This window comes from Streptomyces sp. HP-A2021, from assembly GCF_022807935.1.
Lineage (GTDB): Bacteria > Actinomycetota > Actinomycetes > Streptomycetales > Streptomycetaceae > Streptomyces > Streptomyces afghaniensis.
Map to the genome: position 1 here is coordinate 1,284,871 of NZ_CP094344.1, position 23,235 is coordinate 1,308,105.

Annotated in this window: 20 protein-coding genes; 11 read left to right on the forward strand and 9 right to left on the reverse strand. The window is 71.8% G+C overall.

The window, feature by feature from the left end; genetic code table 11:
• Positions 1-8: 8 nt before the first annotated feature.
• The 3 genes from MQE23_RS06010 to MQE23_RS06020 all read right to left on the reverse strand — a co-directional run bounded on the left by MQE23_RS06010 (position 9) and on the right by MQE23_RS06020 (position 4,276).
• A complete protein-coding gene (locus tag MQE23_RS06010; RefSeq protein ID WP_243378469.1) occupies positions 9-2,153 on the reverse strand; it encodes an EAL domain-containing protein in 2,145 nt (714 codons plus the stop codon).
• Positions 2,150-2,962, reverse strand: a complete 813-nt coding sequence (locus tag MQE23_RS06015; RefSeq protein WP_020272503.1) for an SAM-dependent methyltransferase — start codon at positions 2,960-2,962, stop codon at positions 2,150-2,152. Before MQE23_RS06015 ends, MQE23_RS06010 begins: the two co-directional genes overlap by 4 nt.
• A gap of 330 nt (positions 2,963-3,292) precedes the next feature.
• Positions 3,293-4,276 carry an SCO0930 family lipoprotein gene (locus tag MQE23_RS06020; protein ID WP_020272504.1) on the reverse strand — a complete coding sequence of 328 codons (984 nt, stop codon included), beginning with the start codon at positions 4,274-4,276 and terminating at the stop codon, positions 3,293-3,295.
• A 338-nt stretch (positions 4,277-4,614) separates the two neighbouring features.
• Here MQE23_RS06020 and MQE23_RS06025 point away from each other — a divergent pair, with 338 nt between their 5' ends.
• From MQE23_RS06025 to MQE23_RS06035, 3 genes are all read left to right on the forward strand, one after another.
• Positions 4,615-5,187, forward strand: a complete 573-nt coding sequence (locus MQE23_RS06025) for a hypothetical protein (protein ID WP_243378470.1) — start codon at positions 4,615-4,617, stop codon at positions 5,185-5,187.
• A gap of 24 nt (positions 5,188-5,211) precedes the next feature.
• Positions 5,212-5,976, forward strand: coding sequence for a DUF4239 domain-containing protein (locus tag MQE23_RS06030; RefSeq protein ID WP_128092547.1), 765 nt, complete (start codon positions 5,212-5,214; stop codon positions 5,974-5,976).
• A 223-nt stretch (positions 5,977-6,199) separates the two neighbouring features.
• Positions 6,200-6,754 carry a hypothetical protein gene (locus MQE23_RS06035; RefSeq protein ID WP_020272508.1) on the forward strand — a complete coding sequence of 185 codons (555 nt, stop codon included), beginning with the start codon at positions 6,200-6,202 and terminating at the stop codon, positions 6,752-6,754.
• Positions 6,755-6,872: 118 nt separating this feature from the next.
• On the opposite strand, the gene MQE23_RS06040 is transcribed toward MQE23_RS06035, so the two are convergent.
• Positions 6,873-7,361 carry a hypothetical protein gene (locus MQE23_RS06040; protein ID WP_020272509.1) on the reverse strand — a complete coding sequence of 163 codons (489 nt, stop codon included), beginning with the start codon at positions 7,359-7,361 and terminating at the stop codon, positions 6,873-6,875.
• Positions 7,362-7,732: 371 nt separating this feature from the next.
• On the opposite strand from MQE23_RS06040, the gene MQE23_RS06045 reads away from it, so the two are divergent.
• Complete coding sequence (locus MQE23_RS06045) at positions 7,733-8,401, forward strand: class F sortase (protein ID WP_037669048.1); 669 nt, start codon at positions 7,733-7,735, stop codon at positions 8,399-8,401.
• 40 nt (positions 8,402-8,441) lie between these two features.
• On the opposite strand, the gene MQE23_RS06050 is transcribed toward MQE23_RS06045, so the two are convergent.
• Both MQE23_RS06050 and lysX read right to left on the reverse strand, forming a co-directional pair.
• Entirely contained in the window at positions 8,442-9,275 is an 834-nt protein-coding gene (locus tag MQE23_RS06050; protein WP_020275835.1) for a polysaccharide deacetylase family protein, read from the reverse strand.
• An 89-nt stretch (positions 9,276-9,364) separates the two neighbouring features.
• Positions 9,365-12,661: a bifunctional lysylphosphatidylglycerol synthetase/lysine--tRNA ligase LysX gene (lysX, locus tag MQE23_RS06055; protein WP_020275834.1), complete on the reverse strand. Its 3,297-nt coding sequence runs from the start codon at positions 12,659-12,661 to the stop codon at positions 9,365-9,367.
• Positions 12,662-12,750: 89 nt separating this feature from the next.
• On the opposite strand from lysX, the gene MQE23_RS06060 reads away from it, so the two are divergent.
• The 3 genes from MQE23_RS06060 to MQE23_RS06070 all read left to right on the forward strand — a co-directional run bounded on the left by MQE23_RS06060 (position 12,751) and on the right by MQE23_RS06070 (position 15,477).
• On the forward strand, positions 12,751-13,212 hold the full coding sequence (locus tag MQE23_RS06060) for a universal stress protein (RefSeq protein WP_020275833.1): 462 nt from the start codon (positions 12,751-12,753) through the stop codon (positions 13,210-13,212).
• Positions 13,213-13,306: 94 nt separating this feature from the next.
• Positions 13,307-13,699 carry a nuclear transport factor 2 family protein gene (locus MQE23_RS06065; RefSeq protein ID WP_243378471.1) on the forward strand — a complete coding sequence of 131 codons (393 nt, stop codon included), beginning with the start codon at positions 13,307-13,309 and terminating at the stop codon, positions 13,697-13,699.
• Positions 13,700-14,064: 365 nt separating this feature from the next.
• Positions 14,065-15,477: an amino acid permease gene (locus MQE23_RS06070; protein WP_243378472.1), complete on the forward strand. Its 1,413-nt coding sequence runs from the start codon at positions 14,065-14,067 to the stop codon at positions 15,475-15,477.
• Between the two features lie 15 nt (positions 15,478-15,492).
• Here the strand turns inward: MQE23_RS06070 and MQE23_RS06075 are convergent, their stop codons facing one another.
• Positions 15,493-16,647: a CapA family protein gene (locus tag MQE23_RS06075; protein ID WP_243378473.1), complete on the reverse strand. Its 1,155-nt coding sequence runs from the start codon at positions 16,645-16,647 to the stop codon at positions 15,493-15,495.
• Positions 16,648-16,870: 223 nt separating this feature from the next.
• Between MQE23_RS06075 and MQE23_RS06080 the strand changes: the two genes are divergently transcribed.
• From MQE23_RS06080 to MQE23_RS06095, 4 genes are all read left to right on the forward strand, one after another.
• Positions 16,871-17,416 (forward strand): sigma-70 family RNA polymerase sigma factor, encoded by a 546-nt coding sequence (locus MQE23_RS06080; protein WP_020275827.1) that lies wholly within the window; start codon positions 16,871-16,873, stop codon positions 17,414-17,416.
• 151 nt (positions 17,417-17,567) lie between these two features.
• Positions 17,568-18,080 carry a hypothetical protein gene (locus tag MQE23_RS06085; RefSeq protein WP_020275826.1) on the forward strand — a complete coding sequence of 171 codons (513 nt, stop codon included), beginning with the start codon at positions 17,568-17,570 and terminating at the stop codon, positions 18,078-18,080.
• A gap of 151 nt (positions 18,081-18,231) precedes the next feature.
• Positions 18,232-18,885 (forward strand): zf-HC2 domain-containing protein, encoded by a 654-nt coding sequence (locus tag MQE23_RS06090; protein ID WP_020275825.1) that lies wholly within the window; start codon positions 18,232-18,234, stop codon positions 18,883-18,885.
• A 133-nt stretch (positions 18,886-19,018) separates the two neighbouring features.
• On the forward strand, positions 19,019-20,200 hold the full coding sequence (locus MQE23_RS06095; protein WP_243378474.1) for a PP2C family protein-serine/threonine phosphatase: 1,182 nt from the start codon (positions 19,019-19,021) through the stop codon (positions 20,198-20,200).
• A gap of 13 nt (positions 20,201-20,213) precedes the next feature.
• Here the strand turns inward: MQE23_RS06095 and MQE23_RS06100 are convergent, their stop codons facing one another.
• Entirely contained in the window at positions 20,214-21,077 is an 864-nt protein-coding gene (locus MQE23_RS06100; RefSeq protein ID WP_020275823.1) for a DNA-formamidopyrimidine glycosylase family protein, read from the reverse strand.
• A 22-nt stretch (positions 21,078-21,099) separates the two neighbouring features.
• Positions 21,100-23,187, reverse strand: a complete 2,088-nt coding sequence (locus MQE23_RS06105; RefSeq protein ID WP_243378475.1) for a SpoIIE family protein phosphatase — start codon at positions 23,185-23,187, stop codon at positions 21,100-21,102.
• Between the last annotated feature and the right edge of the window lie 48 nt (positions 23,188-23,235).

Here is a 23,235-nt window from a genome sequence, read left to right on the forward strand (position 1 = left end):
CGGTGGCGTCAGCCCGCCGCGTCCACCAACGCCAGTTCGTGCAGCCGCTCCGGGGGGCCCGGGCGGGCGTAGTACCAGCCTTGTGCCGTATCGCACCCCAGAATCCGCAACTGCTCGGCCTGCGCACCCGTCTCGACGCCCTCGACCGTCACCGCGAGGTCCAGGCTGTGGGCCAGTGAGACGATCCCCTCGACGATCTTCAGGTCGACGGGGTCGGCCGGGAACTGCTGCATGCTCTGGGTGAAGGAGCGGTCCAGTTTCAGGATGCTGACCGGCAGGCGGCGCAGGTTGGCGAGGTTGGAGTAGCCGGTGCCGAAGTCGTCCAGGGCGATGTCGACGCCCATCTCCGCCAGCCGGCGCAACGGCTTCAGCAGATCGTCGTCCGCGCCGATCAGCGCCGACTCCGTGACCTCCAGGCAGAGCGCGTCCGGTTCGACGCCCGCGCGTTCCAGGATGTCGACGGTGTCCTGGACCAGGCCGGGGTGGGTCAGCTGGCAGGGCGAGAGGTTGACGTTGATCCGCAGCGGGCCCACGGCCTCCACACCACCGTGCAGTTCCCGCCACTCACGGGCCTGCCGCACCGACTGCTCCAGGACCCAGCGGCCCAACGGCACGATCAGCCCGGTGTGTTCGGCGAGCGGGATGAACCGGTCCGGCCCGAGCACCCCGTGCTGCGGATGCAGCCAGCGCACCAGGGCCTCCGCACCGCGCACACTGCCGTCGCCGAGATGGACCAGCGGCTGGTACTCGATGAAGAACTCGCCCCGTTCCAGGGCCGTCGGCAGCGCCGTGGTCAGCCCGTGCCGGGTGATGGCGCGGGCGTCCGCCTCCGGGTCGGCGAGTTCGAAGCGGTTGCCGCCCGCCGACTTGGCCCGGTACATGGTGATGTCAGCGCTGCGCAGTACCTCCGCGGGGCTGCGCTCGCCGGCCGGGCCCTCGACGATGCCGATGCTGCCGCGCACGGTCAGCTCCCGGCCGTCGACGCTGATCGGGGCCAGCAACGCGTTCATGATGCGGGCGGCGAGCTCGTCGACCTCGCGCTGGGTGTCGGGGCCCGTGGTCAGTGCCACGAACTCGTCGCCGCCGAGCCGGGCCACCATCTCGCCCGGCGCGGTGGCGCAGGACTGGAGCCGGTCGGCGACCTCCACCAGCAGCCGGTCGCCGGCCGCGTGGCCGAGGCTGTCGTTGATGGTCTTGAAGCCGTCGAGGTCGAGGTAGCACAGACCGAACCGCTGGCCCTTCCCGGCGCCCAGTGCCTTCTCCAGGCGCTCGAAGAAGAAGGTGCGGTTCGGCAGCCCGGTCAGCGCGTCGTGCGTGGCCTCGTAGCGCAGCCTCAGGTTGAGCAGCCGCCGCTCGGTGGTGTCCTCCATGAGCGCGAGCTGGTACTGCGGACTGCCGTCGGCGTCCCGCAGCAGGGAGACCGTCAGGTTGGTCCACAGGACCGTTCCGTCAGGGCGGTAGAACGCCTTCTCCACGTGGTAGTGCTCACGCTCGCCGTGCACGAGTTCGTCGTAGAGCCGCCAGGTCTGCGGCGCGTCGTCGGGGTGGGTCCACTCCCTGACGTTACGGGTGCGCATCGCCTGCTCGGAGACCCCGAACATGCGCAGCAGCGCGCCGTTGACCTGAAGGATGTTGCCGTCGAGATCGGCCATGCCGATGCCTATGGCGGCGCCCTCGAAGACCGCGCGGAAGCGGGCCTCGGTGGCGTGCAGGGCCTGCGCCACCACACCCTGCGCCCGCAGTGCGGCCTGGGCGATGGCCTCCTGCTCGGCCAGGGTCCGTTCGCGCAGCGCCTGCGCGAATCCGGCGGCCATCGCGTGCTGGAGGCGTGCGGAGCGCGCCCGCAGGTCCTCCTGGTCGCCGTCGCCGCCGCAGTACAGGACCAGGTAGGCGTCCACACAGTCCAGCGTGCGGCTGAGCGCCTCCGGGTCGGTGCAGTGCGCGTCCACGAGGGCGGCGCCCACCGCCCTGCCCGCGCCGGCGTCGAAGGCCCGGGCCAGCAGTGCCTCGCTCAACCGCCGGGCCAGCGGCAGCAGTTGCTCCTCGAACTCCAGCCGGGTCGACGACGTCGAGGTCACCGGGAAGACGGCCCGGCTCCAGATCGTCGCGAACCGGCGCAGTCTGTCCTCCGGCCCGTCCGGTTCCGCGATCACGCCGTACGCCCCACGCCCGCGAAACCGGAGAACGCGTAAGGATCCTCGTCCTCCGGTGCGGTGTCGGGCCGCCAGCGCGGCATCGCCACCAGTCCGGGTTCCACCATGTCGTACCCCTTGAAGAACCGCGCGATCTCCTCGCGCGAGCGCATGATCAGCGGGTTGCGGATGTCCTGGTACACGTTCACCGCGCCCCCGGCCCGCTCCGGCGGCAGCGGGACGCCCTCGTACGAGGCATGGGTGAGCACGAGCATGCTGCCGGGCGCGAGCGCCTCGCCCAGCTCGGCCACCGCCCCGTACGGGTCGTCCTCGTCTTCCACGAAGTGCAGTATGGCAACGAGGAGCAACGCCACTGGCCGATTCAGGTCGATCAGCCGCTCCACCTCGGGGCTGCGCAGGATCTCCTGGGGCTTGCGGAGGTCCGCGGCCACGACGTCCGCGTCGTCGTTGCCCTCGAGGACCGCCTGGCTGTGCGCCACGGCCACCGGGTCGTGGTCGACGTACACCACGCGTGCGCCGGGGCGGGCGGCCTGGGCCACCTCGTGCACGTTGCCGAACGTGGGTATGCCGGAGCCGATGTCCAGGAACTGGCCGATGCCCTGGTCGGCCGCGTAGCGCACGGCGCGTCGCATGAACGCCCGGTTCGCCTGCATGATCTTGGGGAGTCCCGGCATGAACTCCATGGCCCTGCGGGCCGCTTCCCGGTCGACCTCGAAGTTGTGCGATCCGCCCAGGTAGTAGTCGTACATCCGGGAGACGCTGGGCACCGAGATGTCGATGCTCCGTGGGGCCCAGGCGGGACGCTCCATCTATCTCTCCAAGGCGTAGGCGATCCGGTGTTCGAGCAGAGGCTACTGATCGCCCGCCAATGGAGCGACCCGAAACGGAAATTGACCATCCGTTCCCGGTCACTGCCTGCGGCACGTGCCGAATTGATACCCGTGAGCATGCCCTTCGAACATATGACGAACAGTGTTCGAGGCATTCCGGAGAGTTCCGGAGTGGAAGGGGAAGAGCGTCAGAATTCGATGAGTTCAGGTGAAGCACGGCAAAACGGTCCGCCCCTCCGTGGAGTACGGAGGGGCGGACCGGGTCGGCTCCGTCGGGTGGACGAGATGATCAACCCTGGGGAGGTTTCTCTACTTCTCCGAGGCGCCGACCAGCTTTCCGTCGGGCCGCACCGCGTACCAGGTGCCGCCGACGCCCTGGCCGTTGGTGTCGCCGGGAGCCTTGTCACCGGCGAAGGTGTAGATCGGCGAGCAGTTGATCGTCTGCTGCTTGCCCTTGCCGTCGGTCCGGTCGAAGACCATGTACCCCTTCTCCTGGATGCCCTTGGTGTCGGCGTAGTCGACGGGCTCCACGAGCGGCCACTTCTCCAGGCACTCGCCGGTGCAGTTGGAGACGGGCTTGGGCCAGGCCTCGTCCTTCTTGAACCGGTAGACGGTCATGCCGTTCTTGTCGACGACGATCTCGCCGAGTTTGGGGTCGTTGCGGGTGGACAGCCCGGGCTGCGCCCCGGCCTCCTCGCCGCCACCGGCGGCTTCGCCGCCGCCCTGCGCCTTCTTGCCGTCGGGGGCCAGTGCGTACCACTTGCCGCCCACGCCCTGGCCCTTGACGTCACCGGCGTTGACGTCCTTGGCGTAGCGATAGGCCGGCCAGCCGCCGACGGTCAGCTGCTTGGTGCCGTCGGCCCGGGTGACCGAGCCGAGCAGCGCCTTGTCGATGCCCTCGCCGGCCTCGGCGTCGTCCGCGGGCACCGGCGGCCAGGTCTTGGCGCAGTCGCCGTCGCAGTTCGACTTGGGCGGCTGCTCGGTGTCCTGGTCGAACCGGTACAGAGTGAGGCCCAGACTGTCGGTCACCACCTTGCCGACCTCCTCGGCGGTGGCGACGGACAGCTTGCCCGCGGGGTTTGACGGGCTGGAAGGGCTCGGCGTGGCCTGCTGGCCGCCCGCGGTGCCGCCCACTCCGTTCCCGGTGCCGATGCTTCCGTAGTCCCCGGGCGCTGCCGAGGCACCCACGTTCTGGCTGGCCGCCGGAGGGCTGTCCTGACCACACGCCGTCGTCAGCGCCAGGACCGCCGCGGCGCTCGCCACGAGTGAGGCGCTCCGCCAGGAGGTCTTCATCGTCAACTCCCCATAATCGCAAGGGTGTTGCAGCGCCCTGCTGCGCCGCCGCACGGTCATGAGTACGCACGGCGGGCGTGATTGTGTTCAACCACCGGCCAAATTTCTTTCCGGAACCTGTGACGGCGCCGCCCGCCACCGCAACACGGGTACGGGGTCGAAAGCTTCACGGGCGACCGCCCATCAAACCGACGGCACCCGTAAATCCCTCTTTCGGGGCAATCCCCTTGCACTCCGGCACGTCCCGGCGGCAGAAGGCTCATGATCTTCGTCGTGCATGGACCCCTATCGACCCAATCCGCCCTCGCCGCAAAGGCCTTGGCGGTGGCGGCGCTGACGTGGGCGCTCGTCGGTGCACCGTCCGGAGTGGCGGTGGCCGACGCCTGCGCGTACGCCTCGACGGGGCCGGACGGCACGGAGGCGGTGGCGGTCGCCGGAAGCAGGACCTGGCCGACGAAGCCGCCGTGCCGGCCACCCACACCGCCCCCCACGCCCACGCCCACGCCCACGCCGACCCCGACGCCCCCGCCGCCGAAGCCGACTCCGAAGCCGCCGCCGCCCGAGCCCACTCCGAAGCCGCCGGACCCGACACCACCGCCACCCTCACCGCCGCCCCCGAAACCGACCCCCACGGCGAGACCGGAGCCGCCGCCCCCGTCTCCGCCGCCCCCGCCCCGCCCGGCGCCACCGCCCCGGCCGGCCCCCAGACCGGTACCTCCCCCGCCCCCGCCCCGGCCCCGAAGCCGTCGGCGAAGCCCACCCCGCGTCCGTCCGCGACGCCCGTGCGCTACCCGCGGTACCGCGCCGCGCCGCGGCCCCGGCCGGCGAGCCACTCCATGTCGCCGCTCACCTTCGTCCTGCTCGTCACGGTGCCCGCGGTGGTCGCCGTCGCCGCGCTGCGCGCGCGCTGATCCCTGAAGCTCTGGAGGCATCTCTTGCCGGAATGGCTTGTTCTCACCCTCGCGATGCTGGCCGCCTGTGTCGTGGTGGTCGTCATCACCGTCGTACGCCACCGCACGGCGTCCGACGACGAGGATCCCAGCGAGACCCCGGACGTCATCGAGTACATGACGATGTGGATCGGCGTGGTGTACGCCATCGTCCTGGGCCTGGCGATCGCCGGTGTGTGGGAGGGGCGCAGTGCCGCCCAGGACCACGTCCAGGCGGAGGCCACCGCGCTGTACGAGATCTCGGAGCGGGTCCGGGTCTACCCGGACGACGTGCGCGACCGCATCCGGGACGACATCCGTACGTATGTGAGCCATGTCGTCACCACCGAGTGGGACACCATGGCCGACCGGGGCCAGGTCACCGAGCGCGGCGGTGAGCTCTTCGAGCGCGTCCGCCAGGACGTCACCGACTACCGGCCGGAGTCGGACTTCGAGGCCCAGGCCTACCAGCCGCTCCTCGACCAGGTGACCGCGGCAAGCGAGGCCCGGATCGCCCGGGCCGAGTCGACCGGGGAGACCATGCCGGGCGTGGTGTGGTTCGGCCTGATCGCCGGAGCCGTCGTCACCATCGGGATGATCTTCGCCCTGCAGATCCGCAGAACGACGCGGGAACTGGTCCTCGCCGGGCTGTTCTCGGCCTTGATCGCTTTCCTGCTGTTCCTGATCTGGGACTTCGACTCGCCCTACAGCAGGGGCGTGACCGCGTCGGCGGACCCGTTCCTGAACCTCTTCCCGGGGGCCGGGGACTGACGGCACCCGCACCACGGAACCAGGCCGGGGGGCGAGCGACACACCGTCGCCGCCCCCGGTCGCGTCAACGGGGTTCCCCCTGGCGGCCCACACCTGTGACCCATTCGCGCTACTGCGATCGCGCCGCCGTGCACACGTTCTTAGCGTTTCGGGCATCGAGGTGCATTTCCGGCGTGAGCGGAACAGGTCCGCGGCTGCTCCTCGGGGACCCGGAGGTTTCACCATGCGCGCGATACGCGTCGCCTCGGCCTCGGCCGTACTGCTGGGCGCCGGCGCCCTCACCTCCTGTGTGCCGGCCGCCGACGCGGCCACCCGGACCGATTTCGCCTTCGACGTCCAGCCCTCGACCATCGCGGCGGACGGCCAGGTCACGCTGGTGGTGGAGCGCAACCAAGCGTGCGAGGGGGAGGCGGCGGTCTCCTCACCGGTCTTCGACGTCGTCGCCATCCCGCCGAAGAAGTCGTCGGCGACGGCCAGGGTCGACAGCAAGGCCAGGCCCGGCGCCGTGTACGACGTGGAGTTCTTCTGTGACGGGTCGAGCGGCACCGCGCACCTGACCATCGCCGGCGGCGATCCGGCGCATCACCCGACGCATCACCCGGCACATCACCCGGCGCACCACCACCGCCACCCGTGGAAGGGCGTGCACGCCGGAGAGGGCGGCACCCTCGGCGGTTTCGACCTCAAGGAGATCGGCGTCGGCGCCGCGCTGATCACCGGCGCGCTGGGCACGGCGTACCACTTCGCCCGCCGCCGCACCGAGGAGGACGCCGGCTGACCGGCCCCACGCACCGCGCAGGTCTTCGCCCCGGATCCGTCGAGGGATCCGGGGCGAAGACCGTTCACGTGCGAGGCGGCTCGTATCGAAGGGGTCCAAAGGAGCGTGCAGCGAGGCGTCAGACGCGGCGCTCGGCGCGACGGCGCATCCAGAACACCCCGCCGCCGACGACCGCGGCGGTCACGAGCCCACCGCCGATGGCGATGTCGGTCGGGGTCGCACCGGTGGTGCTGCTGCCGCCGATGCCGCCGCGGACACCGCCGATGACGGTGAACGCGTGGGGCTTGGTCAGACTCTTGCCGTCGCACGTGACCGTGATGTCGTACGGCCCCGGGCGGGCGTTGTTCCTGATGGTGGCGGTGCCCCTCGCCGTCTCCCTGGCGCCGGGGATGGGCGAGAGTTTCGCCGGCATCGTGAACGCGTTGGAGGTGGCCGTGCCACCGTGGCGGCATCCGTCGACCGTGATGGTCAGCTGGCCGCCGCGGGCGATCACGCTGGGCAGGGCGACGATGTTCCTGGGTGTGTCCCACGCGACGGCCGCGGGCGCGGAGAGGCCGAGGGCCGCTACCGCGGCGCCGGCGACCGCCAGGGCACGAGTGTTACGCATGTGAACCTCCGCGGAAGACGCCCCGGGACCCGTCCCCGGTCGATCGGCGAGAAAGCGCCTCCCAGAAAGACAGTCAGTTGCCTTGCCCGGACCCGCATTTCGGGAATGGTCCGTCCTGGTGAGAGAAGGCACCGCGGGACAACCGCGCAATCGGATATCGCCGCAGGTCACGGACCGTCAGAAATTTCCTCGCGGCGGCAACTCGGATGGCGCACCTCACGGCCGCGGGTCACCCCGGACGGTCCGTGACCACCCCGGACAGCCCTGCGCCACCCGTTCGCCCCTGCCCCGTCGCCGGTTTCGCGCCCGGCACTTAGCGTTCTGATATGCGCGAACGACACGGCGACGGCCGCGTCGAGAGGGGATGGCCCATGTCTGCGTCCGAGCTGGCCGAGGCGGAAGAGGAGGCGCGGCACAAGAAGCGCGCCCCGTGGGGCGTGATCGCGCTGGTTCTGCTGACCGGCCTCGCGCTCATCCGGAATGGTTCGGGGGAATTCGACGAGGGCCCGCCGCAGCCGGCGACCGCGGCCGCGGCGGACAGCCGCGTGCCCGGGGCCACCTTCGCCGGGGCCGTCAAGCCCCTCCCCTACTCCCTCCCGGACCGGGTCCGGATCCCGGCGATCCAGGTCGACGCGCCGATGATTCCCGTGGGCCTGGACGCGGACGGCTGGGTCGGCGCGCCGCCCCCCGAGGACCCGAACCTGGCCGGCTGGTTCACCGGTGCCGTCGCACCCGGCGAGAAGGGCACCGCGGTCGTCGTCGGCCATGTCGACAACCAGCAGGGCCCCGCCGTGTTCTACGCACTCGGGGCCCTGAAGAAGGGAAACCGCGTCGAGATCGCCCGGCAGGACGGGAAGACCGCCGTGTTCGAGATCTACGGCATCGAGGTGTTCGAGAAGGACAACTTCCCCGGCGACCGTGTCTACGCCTCCAAGGGCGCGGCGGAACTGCGGGTCATCACCTGCGGCGGCGGCTTCTCCCAGCAGAACGGCTACGAGGGCAACGTCGTCACCTTCGCCCGCCTGGTCGAGGTGCGCTGAGCGTTCCCCGGCCGGGCGGGCGAGGGCCCGGCGGCATGTCTCAGGCGTAGTGCCGCCGGGGCACGGTGACGTGGTAGCCGGAGTCCAGCAGTTCGGGCAGGTAGCGCCGCAGGGCCCGCACGCTCTGCGAGCGGTCGCCCCCGGCGTCGTGTGAGAGCACCACGACGCCGGGGGCGGCGCCGTTCTCGACCCGGTCGACGATGGACCGGGTGCCGGGGGTGGTCCAGTCGAGGGTGTCGAGCGTCCAGGCGAGGGGTTCCATGCCGAGTTCGGCGCCCAGTTGGAAGGCAGCGCGGTTCCAGGCGCCGTAGGGGGCGCGGAACCACTCGGGGCGCTCGCCGCAGGCCTCCTCGATGACGTCGCAGGTGCGTTCCATCTGGGAGCGGATCTGCCGGCGGGTGAGACGGGTGAGCAGCGGGTGGGACCAGGTGTGGTTCCCGACGACATGGCCCTCGTCGGCCATCCGGGCCAGCAACACCTTGTTGTCGGCGGCCATCTCCCCGCACACGAAGAACATGGCGCGCACGTCGTACTCGGCCAGGGTGTCGAGGATGGCCGGGGTGTAGCGGGGATCGGGGCCGTCGTCGAAGGTCAGGACCATGGCGCGGCCGCGGCCGGAGAAGCGCAGCAGCGGTTTGCGGCGTACCAGGGTCCGGCGGGGCGCGGCCTGCGGCGGCCCGTATCCGGTCACGGGCTGGAGACGGTACGCGGAGGAGTCGGGCGGGCGGCGGGCCTGCGGCCCCGCGGACGGGACGGACCCGGCGGGGCCGTCCCCGGTGACCGCCGTGAGCACACCGGCCGTGGCGGCCACCCCCACGGCGCCGGTGCCCGCGATCAACAACCGGCGGCGGGTGAGCAACTGATCCCTCTTCATGACTCATCAGTCGCCCGGCTGAAGGTCGACGCACCTGAGCAACACCGGCGCGGCGGCACGTTTTCACCCGGACGGCCCACGCGGAAGGGTCAACGGCGGCGCACCAGGGGGAACGGCAGCGTCTCCCGGATCGTCAGTCCGGTGAGGAACATGACCAGCCGGTCGACGCCGATGCCGAGGCCGCCGGTGGGCGGCATGGCGTACTCGAGGGCGTCGAGGAAGTCCTCGTCGAGTTCCATCGCCTCGGGGTCTCCCCCGGCGGCGAGCAGGGACTGTGCGGTGAGGCGGCGGCGCTGCTCGACGGGGTCGGTCAGCTCCGAGTAGGCGGTGCCCAGTTCGGTGCCGAAGGCGACGAGGTCCCAGCGTTCTGCCAGGCGCGGGTCGGTGCGGTGCTGCCGGGTGAGCGGGGAGACGTCGGTCGGGAAGTCCTTGTAGAAGGTGGGCAGCCCGGTCCGCTCCTCCACCAGCCGCTCGTACATCTCCAGGACGATGTCGCCGTGCCCGTCGTCGGCGGTGTACGGCACCCCGGCGCCGTCGCACAGCCGCTTGAGGGTCTCGGTGCCGGTGCCCGGGTGGATCTCCTCGCCGAGGGCCTCGCTGATGGCGCCGTGGACGGTCTTGACCGGCCACGGGCCGGAGATGTCGTACTCCTTGCCGTCCTTGTGGGCCACGGGCGTGCCGAAGGCGGCGGTCGCGGCGCCCTGGACGAGTTCGCGGACGAGGTCGAGCATCACGTCGTAGTCGGCGAAGGCCTGGTAGGCCTCCAGCATCGTGAACTCGGGGTTGTGCTTGTAGGAGACGCCCTCGTTGCGGAAGGTGCGGCCCAGCTCGAAGACCTTCTCCAGGCCGCCGACGCACAGCCGCTTCAGGTACAGCTCGGGGGCGATCCGCAGGTAGAGGTCGAGGTCGTAGGCGTTGATGTGGGTGGTGAAGGGCCGGGCGTTGGCGCCGCCGTGGATCTGCTGGAGCATCGGTGTCTCGACCTCGAGGTAGCCGCGTTCCAGCAGGCCCTGGCGCAGCGCCTGGACGGCGGTGGAGCGGGCTCGGATCACCTCGCGGGCGTCGGGGCTCGCGACCAGGTCGAGGTAGCGGCGGCGGACCTTGGCCTCCGGGTCGGCGAGGCCCCGGCGCTTGTCGGGCAGGGGGCGCAGGCACTTGCCGGTGAGTTGCCAGGAGGTGACGAAGACGGTCGGCTCGCCCTGGTCGCTGACACCGGCGCGGCCGGTGGCGGTGATGTGGTCGCCGATGTCGGTGTCGGCGGTGAAGCGGTCCAGGGCGGGGCCGGAGCGGTCACGGGTGAGGGCGAGCTGGTGGTCGCCGGACCAGTCGCGCAGCACGACGAAGACGATGCCGCCGAAGTCGCGGACCAGCATGATCCGGCCGGCGACGGTGACGTCGTCGCCCTGCTCGATGCCGGCGAGGGTGTGCGTGCGGGCCGGGATGCCCACCGGGTAGGGGTCGGTGCCCGCGGCGCGCAGCCGGTCGAGTTTGCCGTGCCGGACGCGGACCTGGTCGGACAGGCCGGCGAGAGGGTCGGCGGGCTCGGTCCCGTCCCCTCCGGCGAGGCCGAGCGCCGCCAGTGACGGCAGCCCCTGAGTGGTGGCGGGCCGCTGTCCGCCCTTCGGGTGCCCTCTTCCCCTGCCCCACAACGTACGCATCGACGGTACGGAGACGAAGCCCTCGGCGATGCCGGAGGCGAGTCCCACCCGGGCGAGCGAGGCGGCGTCCGCGTAGCAGAGGAAGCGCGGGTACCACTCGGGGCGGTACTTGGCGTTGGACCGGTACAGGGCCTCCAGTTGCCACCACTTGGAGAAGAACAGCAGCAGGCGGCGCCAGAGGCGGAGCACCGGTCCGGCGCCGATGCGGGCGCCCTCCTCGAACACGGAGCGGAAGACGGCGAAGTTCAGCGAGATCCTGCGCACGCCCAGTTTCGGTGCGGCGTGGCACAGTTCGGCGACCATGAACTCCATGACGCCGTTGGGGGCGGTACGGTCACGGCGCATCAGGTCCAGGGAGACGCCGTCCCTGCCCCAGGGCACGAAGGACTGGAGGGCGAGGAGGCGGCCGTCCTCGTCGTGGGCCTCGACGAGGAGGCAGTCGCCGTCGGCCGGGTCGCCGAGCCGGTCCAGGGCCATGGAGAAGCCGCGCTCGGTCTCCGTGTCGCGCCAGGCGTCGGCCCGTTCGACGATCTGCCGCATCTCTTCCTCGCTGAGGGTGGAGTGGCGGCGGACGCGGCAGGTGGCGCCGGTGCGGCGGACGCGGTTGACGGCCTGGCGGGTGACGCGCATGTCGCGGCCGTCGAGGTCGAAGTCGAGGACGTGCAGGATCGCCTCGTCGCCGAGCTGGAGCGCGCCGAGCCCGGCGCGGACGAAGGCCCGTGCGCCCTCCTCGGAGGCGCCCATCACGGCGGGTACCCAGGCGTACCGGCGGGCCATCTCCTGCCAGGCGGCGATCGCGTGCGGCCAGGCCTCCCGGTCGCCCACCGGGTCGCCGCCGGCCAGGCACACGCCGGCCTCGACGCGGTAGGTGACGGCGGCCTTGCCGCTGGGCGAGAAGACGACGGCCTTGTCGCGGCGGGTGGCGAAGTAGCCGAGGGAGTCCTGGTCGCCGTAGCGGGCGAGGAGGGCGCGGATACGGGCCTCCTCGTCGTCGTGCAGGGCGGCTTCCAGGCGCTGCGAGCGGAAGAGGGTGGCGACGGCGTTCAGCAGGGCGAGCGCGCCGAACAGGCCGAGCAGGAAGAACAGGGCGTGCGGCGGACGGCCGTCGAAGCTGCCCGCGGGCACCAGGCCGCCCAGCACCCGGTTGGCGGCCCAGGCGAGGCGCTCGCTGCGGGGCAGTGTGCCCGGGAACGCCTCGACGAGTGCCCAGCCGACCAGGATCGCCCCGACCAGCCCGGCCACGAGGACGGCGAGCGCCCGGCGTACGGCGGCCCGGCGGGAGGCGGCGTAGAACTCGCCGCGGGCGGCGATCAGCAGGATCAGGGCGAGGCCGCAGACCACGAAGGACGGCACGGACTCGGCGAACTCGCCGACGGCCATGCCGAGGATGTCGGTCAGGACCAGCAGGCCCAGGTAGACGACGACCAGCCACCAGGCGATCTTCTTGCGGGCGCCGGTCGCGGCGGCGAGCAGGAACAGGAAGACCGCGTAGGCGAGGTTGGCGCTGACGGGGACGAGCAGCAGGTCGAGGAAGCGGACGAGGGGGCGCAGCGCGGTGCGCAGCGGCGGGATGACCGCCAGCAGGGCGCAGAGCAGGCCCAGGGCGCCGAAGAGGACCGCGAAGCCCTCGGGTACCCGGCCGGGGAAGCCGTGGGCCCGGCCGCGGGGCGGCCGTATCGGGCCCGTGGTGTCCGTCCCGGCCGTCCCGGTGTCCGCGCTGGCACTCATGTTTCGACGATAGGAACACCCGCGTCTTCCCGCCCCTCGAACAGCTCCCGCCGCAGAGCCGGAGCGGTGGCCTCCGATAGCCTCGCGGCGTGACGGAACAGCACTCCCATCAGTTCGAACGGGGCACGGACGGGCCGAAGGTGATCGTGGTCGGGGTGGACGGCTCCGACTCGTCCCTGCGGGCCGCGGCCTACGCCGCCGGCCTGGCCCGCCGCCAGCACGCGCTGCTCGCCGTGGTGTACGTGCAGCCGGTGCTGGCGGCGGGCGCGGCGCTCGGGGCGCCGGTGGCCGAGACGACCGACGAGATCGCCGAGGACCTGGTGGCGTACATCCGGGACGCGGCCGAGCGGCTCAAGGGGATATTCGAGGTCCGCTGGGAGTTCCACACGTTCCGCGGCGACCCGTACGGCGGCCTGGTGAAGGCGGCGGACGACCTCAAGGCGGACGCGGTGGTCGTGGGCGCGTCCGAGCAGGCGGGCCACCGGATCGTCGGATCGGTGGCGGTGCGCCTGGTGAAGGCCGGGCGGTGGCCGGTGACGGTGGTGCCGTAGGCCTTGATCGCGGGTCCGGTACCGGACGGCGTAACGTCGGCGAGTCTCGGTCCGTCGCCCGACTTACGTTCGTAGGGGGCCGAGGGAGGTACTGATGACCGATCACCCGAACATCGCCGTGTTCCACCGTGTCATGACCGCATTCTCGGCAGGCGACATGGGCGCATTGGCCGAGATGTTCCATCCCGATGTGGTGTGGCACGTGGGGGGCAGGAACCCCCTGGCGGGCGAGTACCGAGGACGCGAGGAGACGTTCGCCCGGTTCGCGCGCGAGTTCGAGCTTACGGATGGCACCTACCGCCCGGAGCTCCACGACCTCCTCGCCAACGACGACCACACGGTCGCCCTGCTCCACGTCACGGCATCACGCGGGGCGAAGAGACTCGACATGGACTACGCCCTCGTCCTCCACATCGACGACAGCCGGATCACCGAGGGCTGGGTGGTGACGACCGACCCGGCGGCGCACGACGACTTCTGGTCGTAGCGGTTCGGTCAGCCATGACGGCAGCGCAGGCACAGGCCTCCCCGGTGGCTTGTGCGGGGCAGCCCGCCCTTCAGGGCGACGTATGTGCAGCGCCGCGGCGAGGTCGTGGCCGAGCCCGGCGTAGGGAAGCGCCCATGCGGTGAGCCGGGTGGCCGCGTCGAAGCGGTCACGGGCAGCCGTGACCGGGTCAGGTCCTCCTACGCGCTGGCTGCGGCTGGAGCCCTTGTCCCTCGTCGCACACGACCTGAGCCGCGCCGTGGCCTCGTGAGGCGGCGGGGAGCTTGCACGGTGTCTTCCGTCGCGGGGGCACCTGGGCCATCATGATCCGCCATCAGCCGTTTGCCGATCGCGAAGAGGTGAGGCGCATGGCCGGGCTCCGGATGGGACAAGGGATTCTCCGTCGCAAACCCATCGAGCAGATCGAGGAGACGGAAGTCGGCGAGGGCACCCAGCTGGAACGGTCCCTGGGGCTGTGGCAGCTGACCGCCATCGGGGTCGGCGGCATCATCGGCGCGTGCATCTTCACGCTCGCGGGAACCGTGGCCAACGGCACGGCGGGTCCGGCCGTGCTCGTCTCCTTCCTCATCGCGGGCGTCGCGAGTGCCGCGGCCGCCCTGTCCTACGCCGAGTTCGCCGGGCTCATCCCGAAGGCCGGTTCCGCCTACACCTACGGCTACGCGGTGCTCGGCGAGCTCGCGGGCTGGTTCATCGGCTGGGACCTCCTGCTGGAGTACACGGCGATCGTGGCGGTGGTCGCGATCGGCATCTCGGGCTACTTCAGCTTCCTGGTCGGCGAGATGGGCGCCGACCTGCCGAACTGGATGCTGGGCGCGCCCGGCACCGGCGACGGGCACAGGGTCGACCTGTTCGCGGCGCTGCTGTGCCTGCTCATCGCCTACCTGCTGACCCTCGGCATCAAGAACGCGGCCCGGTTCGAGACGGTCGTGGTGGTGCTGAAGGTCCTGGTCGTGCTGCTGGTGATCGGGGTCGGCGTGTTCCACATCGACACGGCGTACTACAACCCGTTCTTCCCGTACGGGTTGGGCGGGGCGTTCACGGGCGCGGCGACGGTGTTCTTCGCGGTCTTCGGCTACGACGCCATGTCGACGGCGGCCGAGGAGTCCAAGGACGCGCAGCGGCACATGCCGAAGGCGATCGTCTACTCGCTCGTCATCTCGATGGTCCTGTACGTGGCGGCCTGCCTGGTGCTGACGGGCATGCAGGACTACAAGGACATCGACAAGGAGAGCGGCTTCTCGACGGCGTTCAAGTCGGTGGGGCTGAGCGGGCTGGCGGACGTCATCGCGGTGGGCGCGATCATCGGCATCCTCACGGTGATGTTCACGTTCATGCTGGGCGTGACCCGGGTGTGGTTCTCGATGTCCCGGGACGGGCTGCTGCCCAAGTGGTTCGCGAAGACGCACCCGACGCGGCACGTGCCCACCCGTGTCACCTGGATCGTGGGGGTCGCGTCGGCCGCCATCGCCGGGTTCCTGCCGATCGGCGAGGCGGCCGAGCTGACCAACATCGGCATCCTGCTGGCGTTCGTGGTGGTGTGCGCGGCGGTGATCGTGCTGCGCTACCGGCAGCCGGACCTGCCGCGCACGTTCCGTACGCCGTGGATGCCGGTCGTGCCGGCGCTGGGCATCGTCTTCTCGATCTGGCTGATCACCTTCCTCCAGTGGCAGACGTGGGCGCGGTTCGCCGTCTGGTTCGCGATCGGGCTCGTGATCTACTTCGCGTACTCCTACCGGCGCTCGGAGCTGGCGCGGCGCTGACCGGGCGGTTCTCGCCTACTCCCCCATCACCAGGCCGTCCTCGGCCGCGCCCCGGCTGAGCACGATGTCGCGGATGCGGTCGCGGACGGCCTGTACGCCGGCGCCCTGGGCGATCGCCCGGTTGAGGTTGACGACCCGGCCGGCGTCGACGTCGAACAACTGTGGGACGAACTCGGCCTTCGTCACCTCCCAGCGGCCGCCCGGCCGTGCGGGCGGGGCGAAGGTGAACCGGCCGAGGGTGGACTGGTTGCCGCGCGGATCCCGGGTGCCCTGGTGGTTGGTCATCTCGCCGGCGATCTGGTCGCCCATGCCGTAGATCACCCAGGTGCCGTTGACCTTCTCGTAGGCCTGCGGGACGTGCGCGTGGGTGCCGAGGATCAGGTCGATGTCGGGACGGTTCCCGCTGCGCGCGGCGGTGAGGCTCCGGGCCAGGGTCAGCTGCCGTTCGTCGGGGGCGTCCTGCCATTCGGTGCCCCAGTGCAGGGAGACCACGACCACGTCGGCGCCCGCCTCGCGCGCGGCCCGGGCGTCCGCGAGGACCGTGGTCTCGTCGATGAGGTTCACGGCCCAGGGCTGCCCGTCGGGGAGCGGGACGCCGTTGGTGTCGTAGGTGTAGGCGAGGTGGGCGACCTTCGCCGGGCCCGCCTGGAGGACCGTCACCGTGCGGGCCTCCTCCTCGGTGCGAGCCGAGCCGGCGTGCCGGACGCCCGCGCGGTCGAGGGCGTCGAGGGTGCGGCGGATGCCGTCGGCGCCGTCGTCGAGGGTGTGGTTGGAGGCGGTGGAGCAGCCGTCGTAGCCGGTGGCGGCGAGGGCCGGGGCCACCTCGGGCGGGGACTTGAAGGCGGGGTAGCCGGTGTAGTCGCCGTTCGCGCCGTACACGGTCTCCATGTGGCACAGGGCCACGTCGGCAGGGGAGACGACGGAGCGGATCCCGGCGAGCATCGGCCGGAAGTCGTAGCCGGTGCCGCCGGCGTCGAAGCGGGCCCGGTCGATGATCGAGCTGTGCGGGAGGACGTCCCCGGAGGCGACCAGTGTGAAGCCGCGTGGTGCGACCGCGGACGGTGCCGAGCGTCCCTGGCCGGCCGGTTCGTGGTTGCGGGCCTGGCAGGCGGCGCCCGCGGCGAGGGCGACGGTCAGGGCCAGGGCCACCTGTCGACTGCGTGCGATCATCCATTCACCCCACGGTGGGCGTTGTGGTCGTATTTACACACGAACAGGAAAGAAGGCACACAGCGCCCCACGCGGCTCCGACACGCTCATCAGCCCGTCCGGCACCCGCATGGCCGGACGCCCTGACCGTTCGTCGAACCGTTCGTCGACGCGATCGACCGTCCGCCGCACAGGCGGGTACGTGCCCTGTCCCCCCGGCTGCGCCCTGCGGTGGCATACGGCCATGACGGCCGGATCCACTCTCACGAACGGGACGACCGCCGAGCACGAGCTCGCCGCACTGCAGCGGGAGCACGGCCGGCCCCTCTTCGCGCTCCTACTCCGGCTCTGCGACGGCGACCGGCAGCGCGCGGAGGACCTGGTGCAGGAGACGCTGGTGCGCGCCTGGCAGCACCCCGAGGCCCTGCGCGCCGACGACTTCGACTCCGTACGGCCCTGGCTGATGACCGTCGGGCGGCGGCTCGCGATCGATGCCCGGCGGGCCCGGCAGGCGCGTCCGGCCGAGGTCGGCGACGCGGTGCTGGAGAACGCGCGGGTCATCTCCGACCACGCCGAGCGGGCCGCGGCGATGCTCGATGTCCGCCGGGCTGTGAAGACACTCACTCCGGAACACCGTGAAGTCCTGGTGCTCGTGTACTTCCAGGGGGCGAGTGTGGCGGAAGCCGCGGCGACCCTCGGGATCCCGCCCGGTACCGTGAAGTCCCGCGCGTACTACGCGCTGCGCGCCCTGCGCCGGGTGCTTCCGGGATACGCCGCCGACCTGCGCTGAAACCAATGGCCGAGTCAAGCCTCCGTAAAGCGCCTTGCTGAGGACCCCGGTTGAGTAATCGGCTGTTCCCATCCGTGTTCCGGATGGGGCCGTCAGTGCCCCGGAGCCCGGTGTCGGGCGACGCGCACGTACCGGAGGAAGGCAGGAAGGGATGCTGCACAGAAGCGAAGAGGGCACGGACGGCGCCGGCGGTGAACTGACCGTCCCCATGGCGTGGTTGTATGCCGAGTACATCGCCGACGAGCTGCTGCGGACCGGCGATCTGATGCCGCCGACGTCCTTCGAGTTCCGCGCGGGGCGGGACGCCCTGGCGCTGACCATCTTCCTCTCCGACACCGAGGGAGAGCTCTCCGGCATCCGGGTCGTCACGCAGTTGGAGACGTGGCTGTCACTGACGGCGTACGACCAGCCGTGGCAGGAGTGGGTGCGCGAGCGGCTGGCCGAGGTCGCCGCCGCGGCCGCGGAGTCGGGCCGGCCCGCGCCGGACCTGGACCTGGCGGAGGAGGCCTGGCGCTGGCTCCAGGAGACGGAGCTGCTCGCGCCCGACCTGAACGCGGTGCCGGGCGGCGCTCCGGTGGTCGGGGAGGACGAGGGGCCGAAGGTCTGGACGCCCGCCTGGCAGCTCGGACTGCCGCTGGGACACCTCGCCATCCATCTTTTTTAGATTTCTGCGGCCCCGGACCAATCCGCGGGCCGGAGGGCTCCGAATCCTTTGGTTGCGATTGTGTCACCGGCTTGAGTGATTCCGCTGCCTGGTCCGTACCGGTGGGAGCAAGGAGTAACCCCACCCGCACCCAACGGCACGAGGATTCGGCATGAGGTCCCTGGAAAGGCATCGCGACGTCGGCGCCTACGCGCTCGGCGTGCTGGACGAGGCGGAGGCCTTCCGCTTCGAGGACCACCTCATGGAGTGCCCTCGGTGCGCCGCAGAGGTGACGGAATTCGGCCCGACCACACGGCAGTTGATGCTGTACCGGCGGGCGACGCCACGGTTCGTGCACCCGATGGCGCAGCCCGGGCCGCGCATGCTGGACCGGCTGCTGGCCGAGGTGGCGACCCGGCGCCGGGCCGGACGCCGACGCATGCTGTTCGGCCTGGCCGCGTCGGTGCTGATCGCCGTGTCGGTACCCGGCGTGGCGATGATGGCCCGGGGCAGCGCCGAGGAGCCGGTGCGGATCGCGGCGACCGACGCCCGGTCGGGTGTCTGGGCCCAGGTCACGGTGGAGGACAAGGCCTCGGGCAGCCAGGTCGAGCTGAAGGTGAAGGACGCGGCCGGTCCCCGGTCCTGCCACCTGGTCATCGTCGGCCGTGACGGCACCGAGGAGACCGCGACCAGCTGGCACGGGCCCGGGCACGACACCCACCCCAGCACGATGATGGCCAGCTCCTCCAAGCATCCCGACGAGACCGCCCGTTACGAGGTCCGCTCGGCGTCCGGAGAGGTCCTGGTGAGACTCCAGCCCCAGTAGGCCGGTCCGTCCGCGAAGGGGCTGTCGTCCGTCCGCCCCTGTCGCCGGGCACGCCGTGCGCCCCGGTGTGAGACTGCTGGACGACACACCCGGCAGGCCCCGGGTGCCCGCGGTCCCGGCGAGGGGAGACGAGGTGGTGACGGCAGAGACCGGCGACGGTCGCCTGGAGGCGTTGCTCGCCGCCCCGGAGACCGCTGCGCTGGACCTGACGACCGCGGCGGCCCGCTGCACCAAGGCTCTGGGCCTGCAGCACTCCGTGGTCTACCTCGCCGACATCCAGCAGCGCCGGCTCGTCCCGCTCGGCGACATCACCCCGCCCCTGCTCGTCGACGACTCCCTCGCGGGCTGGACCTACCGCACCCAGTCCCTGCGCGTGGAGGAGTCCGAGTCGGGCGGCATGACGGCCTGGGTCCCCCTCGTGGACGGCGCGGAACGCCTCGGCGTCCTCGCCGTGCAGGCGCCGTCGCTGACGCCGGCCGTCCTGCGCCGCGGCAGGGCTCTGGCCACCCTGCTCGCCATGATGATCACGTCGGCCCGGGCGTACCAGGACTCCATCGTCCGGCGTACGCGCACGAACCCCATGGCCCTGCCTGCCGAGATGCTGCGGGCCTTCCTGCCGCCCCGCACGATCGGCACCGGACACGTCGTGTCGACGGCCGTGCTGGAGCCGGCCTACGAGATCGGCGGCGACGCCTTCGACCACTCCCTGACGGAGACGACCCTGCACGCCACGGTCCTCGACGCCATGGGACACGACCTGGCCTCCGGGCTCACCACGGCCGTGTCGCTGGCCGCGTGCCGCAACGCCCGGCGGACCGGGGCGGACCTGCCCGAGCTCGTGGAGTGCGTCGACGACGCGCTGGCGCGCTGGCTGCCCGACCAGTTCTGCACGGGCGTCCTGGCCCAGCTGGACCTGGCCTCCGGGACGCTGCGGTGGAGCAACTGCGGGCATCCCACCCCGCTGCTCATCCGCGACCAGCGGCTGCTCGTCGACGCGATGCGCCGCGAGCCGGATCCGCCGATGGGGCTGCCCTCGCTGCTCGCCGGGCGGCAGCGGCAGACGCACGAGATCGCGCTGCGGCCGGGCGACCGGGTGCTGATGTACACGGACGGGGTCACCGAGGCCAGGGGCGCCGACGGCGCGGAGTTCGGGCTGGAGCAGTTCGCGGACTACATCATCCGGGCGACGGCCGCGGGAGAGCTGGCGCCCGAGACGCTGCGGCGCCTCATCCACTCCATCCTCGACTCGTCCACCAGCCGGCTGCGGGACGACGCGACCATCCTCATGTTCGAGTGGTCGCGCCCGCCCCGCTGAGGGCGGGGCGGGGTCACTTCAGCAGCCGCGACATCCTGCGGTCCGCCAGCGGCTTGCCGCCCGTCTGGCAGGTCGGGCAGTACTGGAGCGAGGAGTCGCTGAAGGACACCTCGCGGATGGTGTCCCCGCACACCGGGCAGGGCTCGCCGGTGCGGCCGTGCACGCGCAGGCCGCTCTTCTTCTCGGCCTTCAGCCGGCCGGCCGCCACGCCCCGGGAGCGTTCGACCGCCTCGGTGAGCGTGTCGCGCAAGGCCGCGTACAGCCGCCCGGTCTCCTCCTCGCTCAAGGACGCGGCCAGCTTGAAGGGCGACATCTTCGCCGCGTGCAGGATCTCGTCGCTGTAGGCGTTGCCCACGCCCGCGATCAGCCCCTGGTCGCGCAACGCGCCCTTGAGCTGCCGCCGTTCACCGGCCAGGAGTTCCGTGAAGCGCCGCTCGTCGAAGTCGTCGGCCAGTGGGTCCGGGCCGAGCCGGGCGATGCCCTGGACCTCCTGCGGGTCCGCCACGACGTACACCGCGAGCCGCTTCTGGGTGCCCGCCTCGGTCAGGTCGAAGCCGGCGCCGGTCTCCAGGGCCACGCGCAGGGCGAGGGGGCCCTTGCCGGGGCGGGGCGGGCCGTCGGGCAGGCGGTCCTTCCAGTGCAGCCAGCCGGCGCGGGCCAGATGCGTCACGAAGTGCGGCCCGTCCGCGGTCCCGACGTCGAGGAACTTGCCGTACCGGCGCACGGCGGCGACCTCGTGGCCCTCCAGCGCGGACAGGGGCGGGTCGTACGTCTTCAGGACGCTGATCGCGACGGGCAGCACCCGTACGATCTCGTGGCCGACGAGGTGCTCGGTGAGGAAGTCCTTGAGCGCCTCGACCTCGGGGAGTTCCGGCATAGGTCCAGAGTGCCACGTGGGGTCATTCGTGGTCGGGCACCACGAACTCGCACCACACGGCCTTGCCGCCGCCGCGTGCCTCCACGCCCCACACGTCGGTGAGCAGCTCCACCAGCAGCAGGCCCCGTCCGGAGACGCCCGACTCGCCGGCCTCGCGGCGGCGTGGCAGGGCGCTGGAGGAGTCCTCGACCTCGACGCGCAGCCGGCGCTCGGAGCCGGTGAGGACCCGCAGGGTGACGATCGCGGAGCCCTCGGTGTGCATCAGGGCGTTGGTGATCAGCTCGTCGGCGACCAGTTCGATGTCGTCGGCGCGCTCCCGGGCTCCCCAGACGCCGACCGCGGTGCGGATCATGTGCCGGGCGTCGACGAGGGCCGCCGGGTCGCCGGGGGCGACGTGCCGCTGGAGCCGCCGGCCGGACCGCGGGCTGTCCGGGCCGCGCCGGCGCAGCAGGAGCAGCGCCACGTCGTCGTCGCCGCCGCGCTCGGCGGCCACGTCGATGAGCCGGTCCGCGAGGTCCCTTACGTCGTCGGGGCCGGTGGCGACGAGTGCGGTGAGGGTGCGCATCCCGTCGTCGAGGTCGGCGCCGGGCTGCTCCACCAGGCCGTCGGTGCACAGCAGCAGCGTCTCGCCCGGGTCCAGCTCCACGGTGCTCACCGGGTAGTCGAGGCGGCCGAACTCGGCGGACAGGCCGAGCGGCAGGCCGCCCGGGACGGTGACGCGGCGGCAGGAGCCGTCGGTGTGCCGCACGAGCGGATCGATGTGGCCGGCCCGGACCATCTGGAGCACGCCGGTGGACAGGTCGGCCTCCGCGTACAGGCAGGTCGCGGAGCGGTCGGTGTCGAGTTCGTGCAGGAAGACGGAGGCGCGGGCCATCACGGTCGCCGGGGTGTGCCCCTCGGCGGCGTAGGCGCGCAGCACGATGCGCAACTGGCCCATGACGGCCGCCGCGTGCGTGTCGTGGCCCTGGACGTCGCCGATGACGGCGCCGACCCGGCCGCCGGGCAGCGGGATCAGGTCGTACCAGTCGCCGCCGATGTCCCGGCCGACGGAGCCGCCGATGGTGGCGGCGCGGTAGCGGACGGCGACGTCGGCCCCGGGCACGCTCGGGATGGTCCGGGGCAGCATGGCCTGCTGGAGGCCCTGCGCCAGGTCCATCTCCTGCTCGTAGAACATGGCCCGCTGCAGGCTCTGCGCGATGCTGCTGCCGAGGGCGACGAGGATGTTGCGCTCCTCGGGGGTGAAGCCGCGCCGGTCGCTGTAGAGCAGCCCGATGGCGCCGATCGGCCGTGCCTGGACGATGAGCGGCAGATAGGCGGCCGAGGTGATGTTCAGGCCGGTGATGTGCGGCCAGAGGATCGGGTAGCGCTCGGCGAACTCCTCCGGCGACTCGATGAAGCAGGGGCTGAGGGTCCGTACGGCCTCGCTCATCGGGTAGGGCTCGTCGATCCGGGTGATGCGGGTGCCGGGCACGAAGCTGTCCGAGGGCCCCTCGGCGACCAGGCGGATGCGGCCGGCCTCGACCAGACCCATGACGAGGCTGGTGGCACCCAGGTGGGTGAGGCCGTGGGTGTCCTTGAGGACGTCGATGACGTCCTGGACGGTGCGTGCGTGGGCGAGGGCGGCCGTGGTGAGTTCGACGACGCTGGTCTGCTGCCGTCGGGCCTCGTCCTGGGCGGCCTCGTCGCTGCGGGCGTCGCTCTCGGCGAGTTCCCGGGTGGCGTCCCGGACGATGCCGATGATGCGGCGGGGCCGTCCGGTGTGGTCGCGGCGGATGTAGCCCTGGGTGTGGGTCCAGCGCAGGGAGCCGTCTCGGCGCCGGATGCGGAAGTAGGCGCCGTAGTTCTCGCTGCCGTCCTTCAGGGCCTGGGAGACCGCGGTGTCCAAGCGCCGGGCCTCGCCGGGCGGGACGCGCTTGGCGAGCGTCTCGGGGTGGTCGTCGTACTCGTCGGGGCGCACGTCGAAGATGTCGTGGGCCTGGGCGTCCATGTGCATCAGGCCGGTGTCCAGATCCCAGTCGAAGCTGCCCATCCGGTTGAGCGCGAGGATCGGGTCCGGGTGGGCGGGCCAGTCGTCCGGGAGGGACAGGGCGCTCGCTCCCCGATCAGCCATGGGCCCACCTTGCCAGGATTCGTCCGATTCTTCGACCGGATGTGCTGA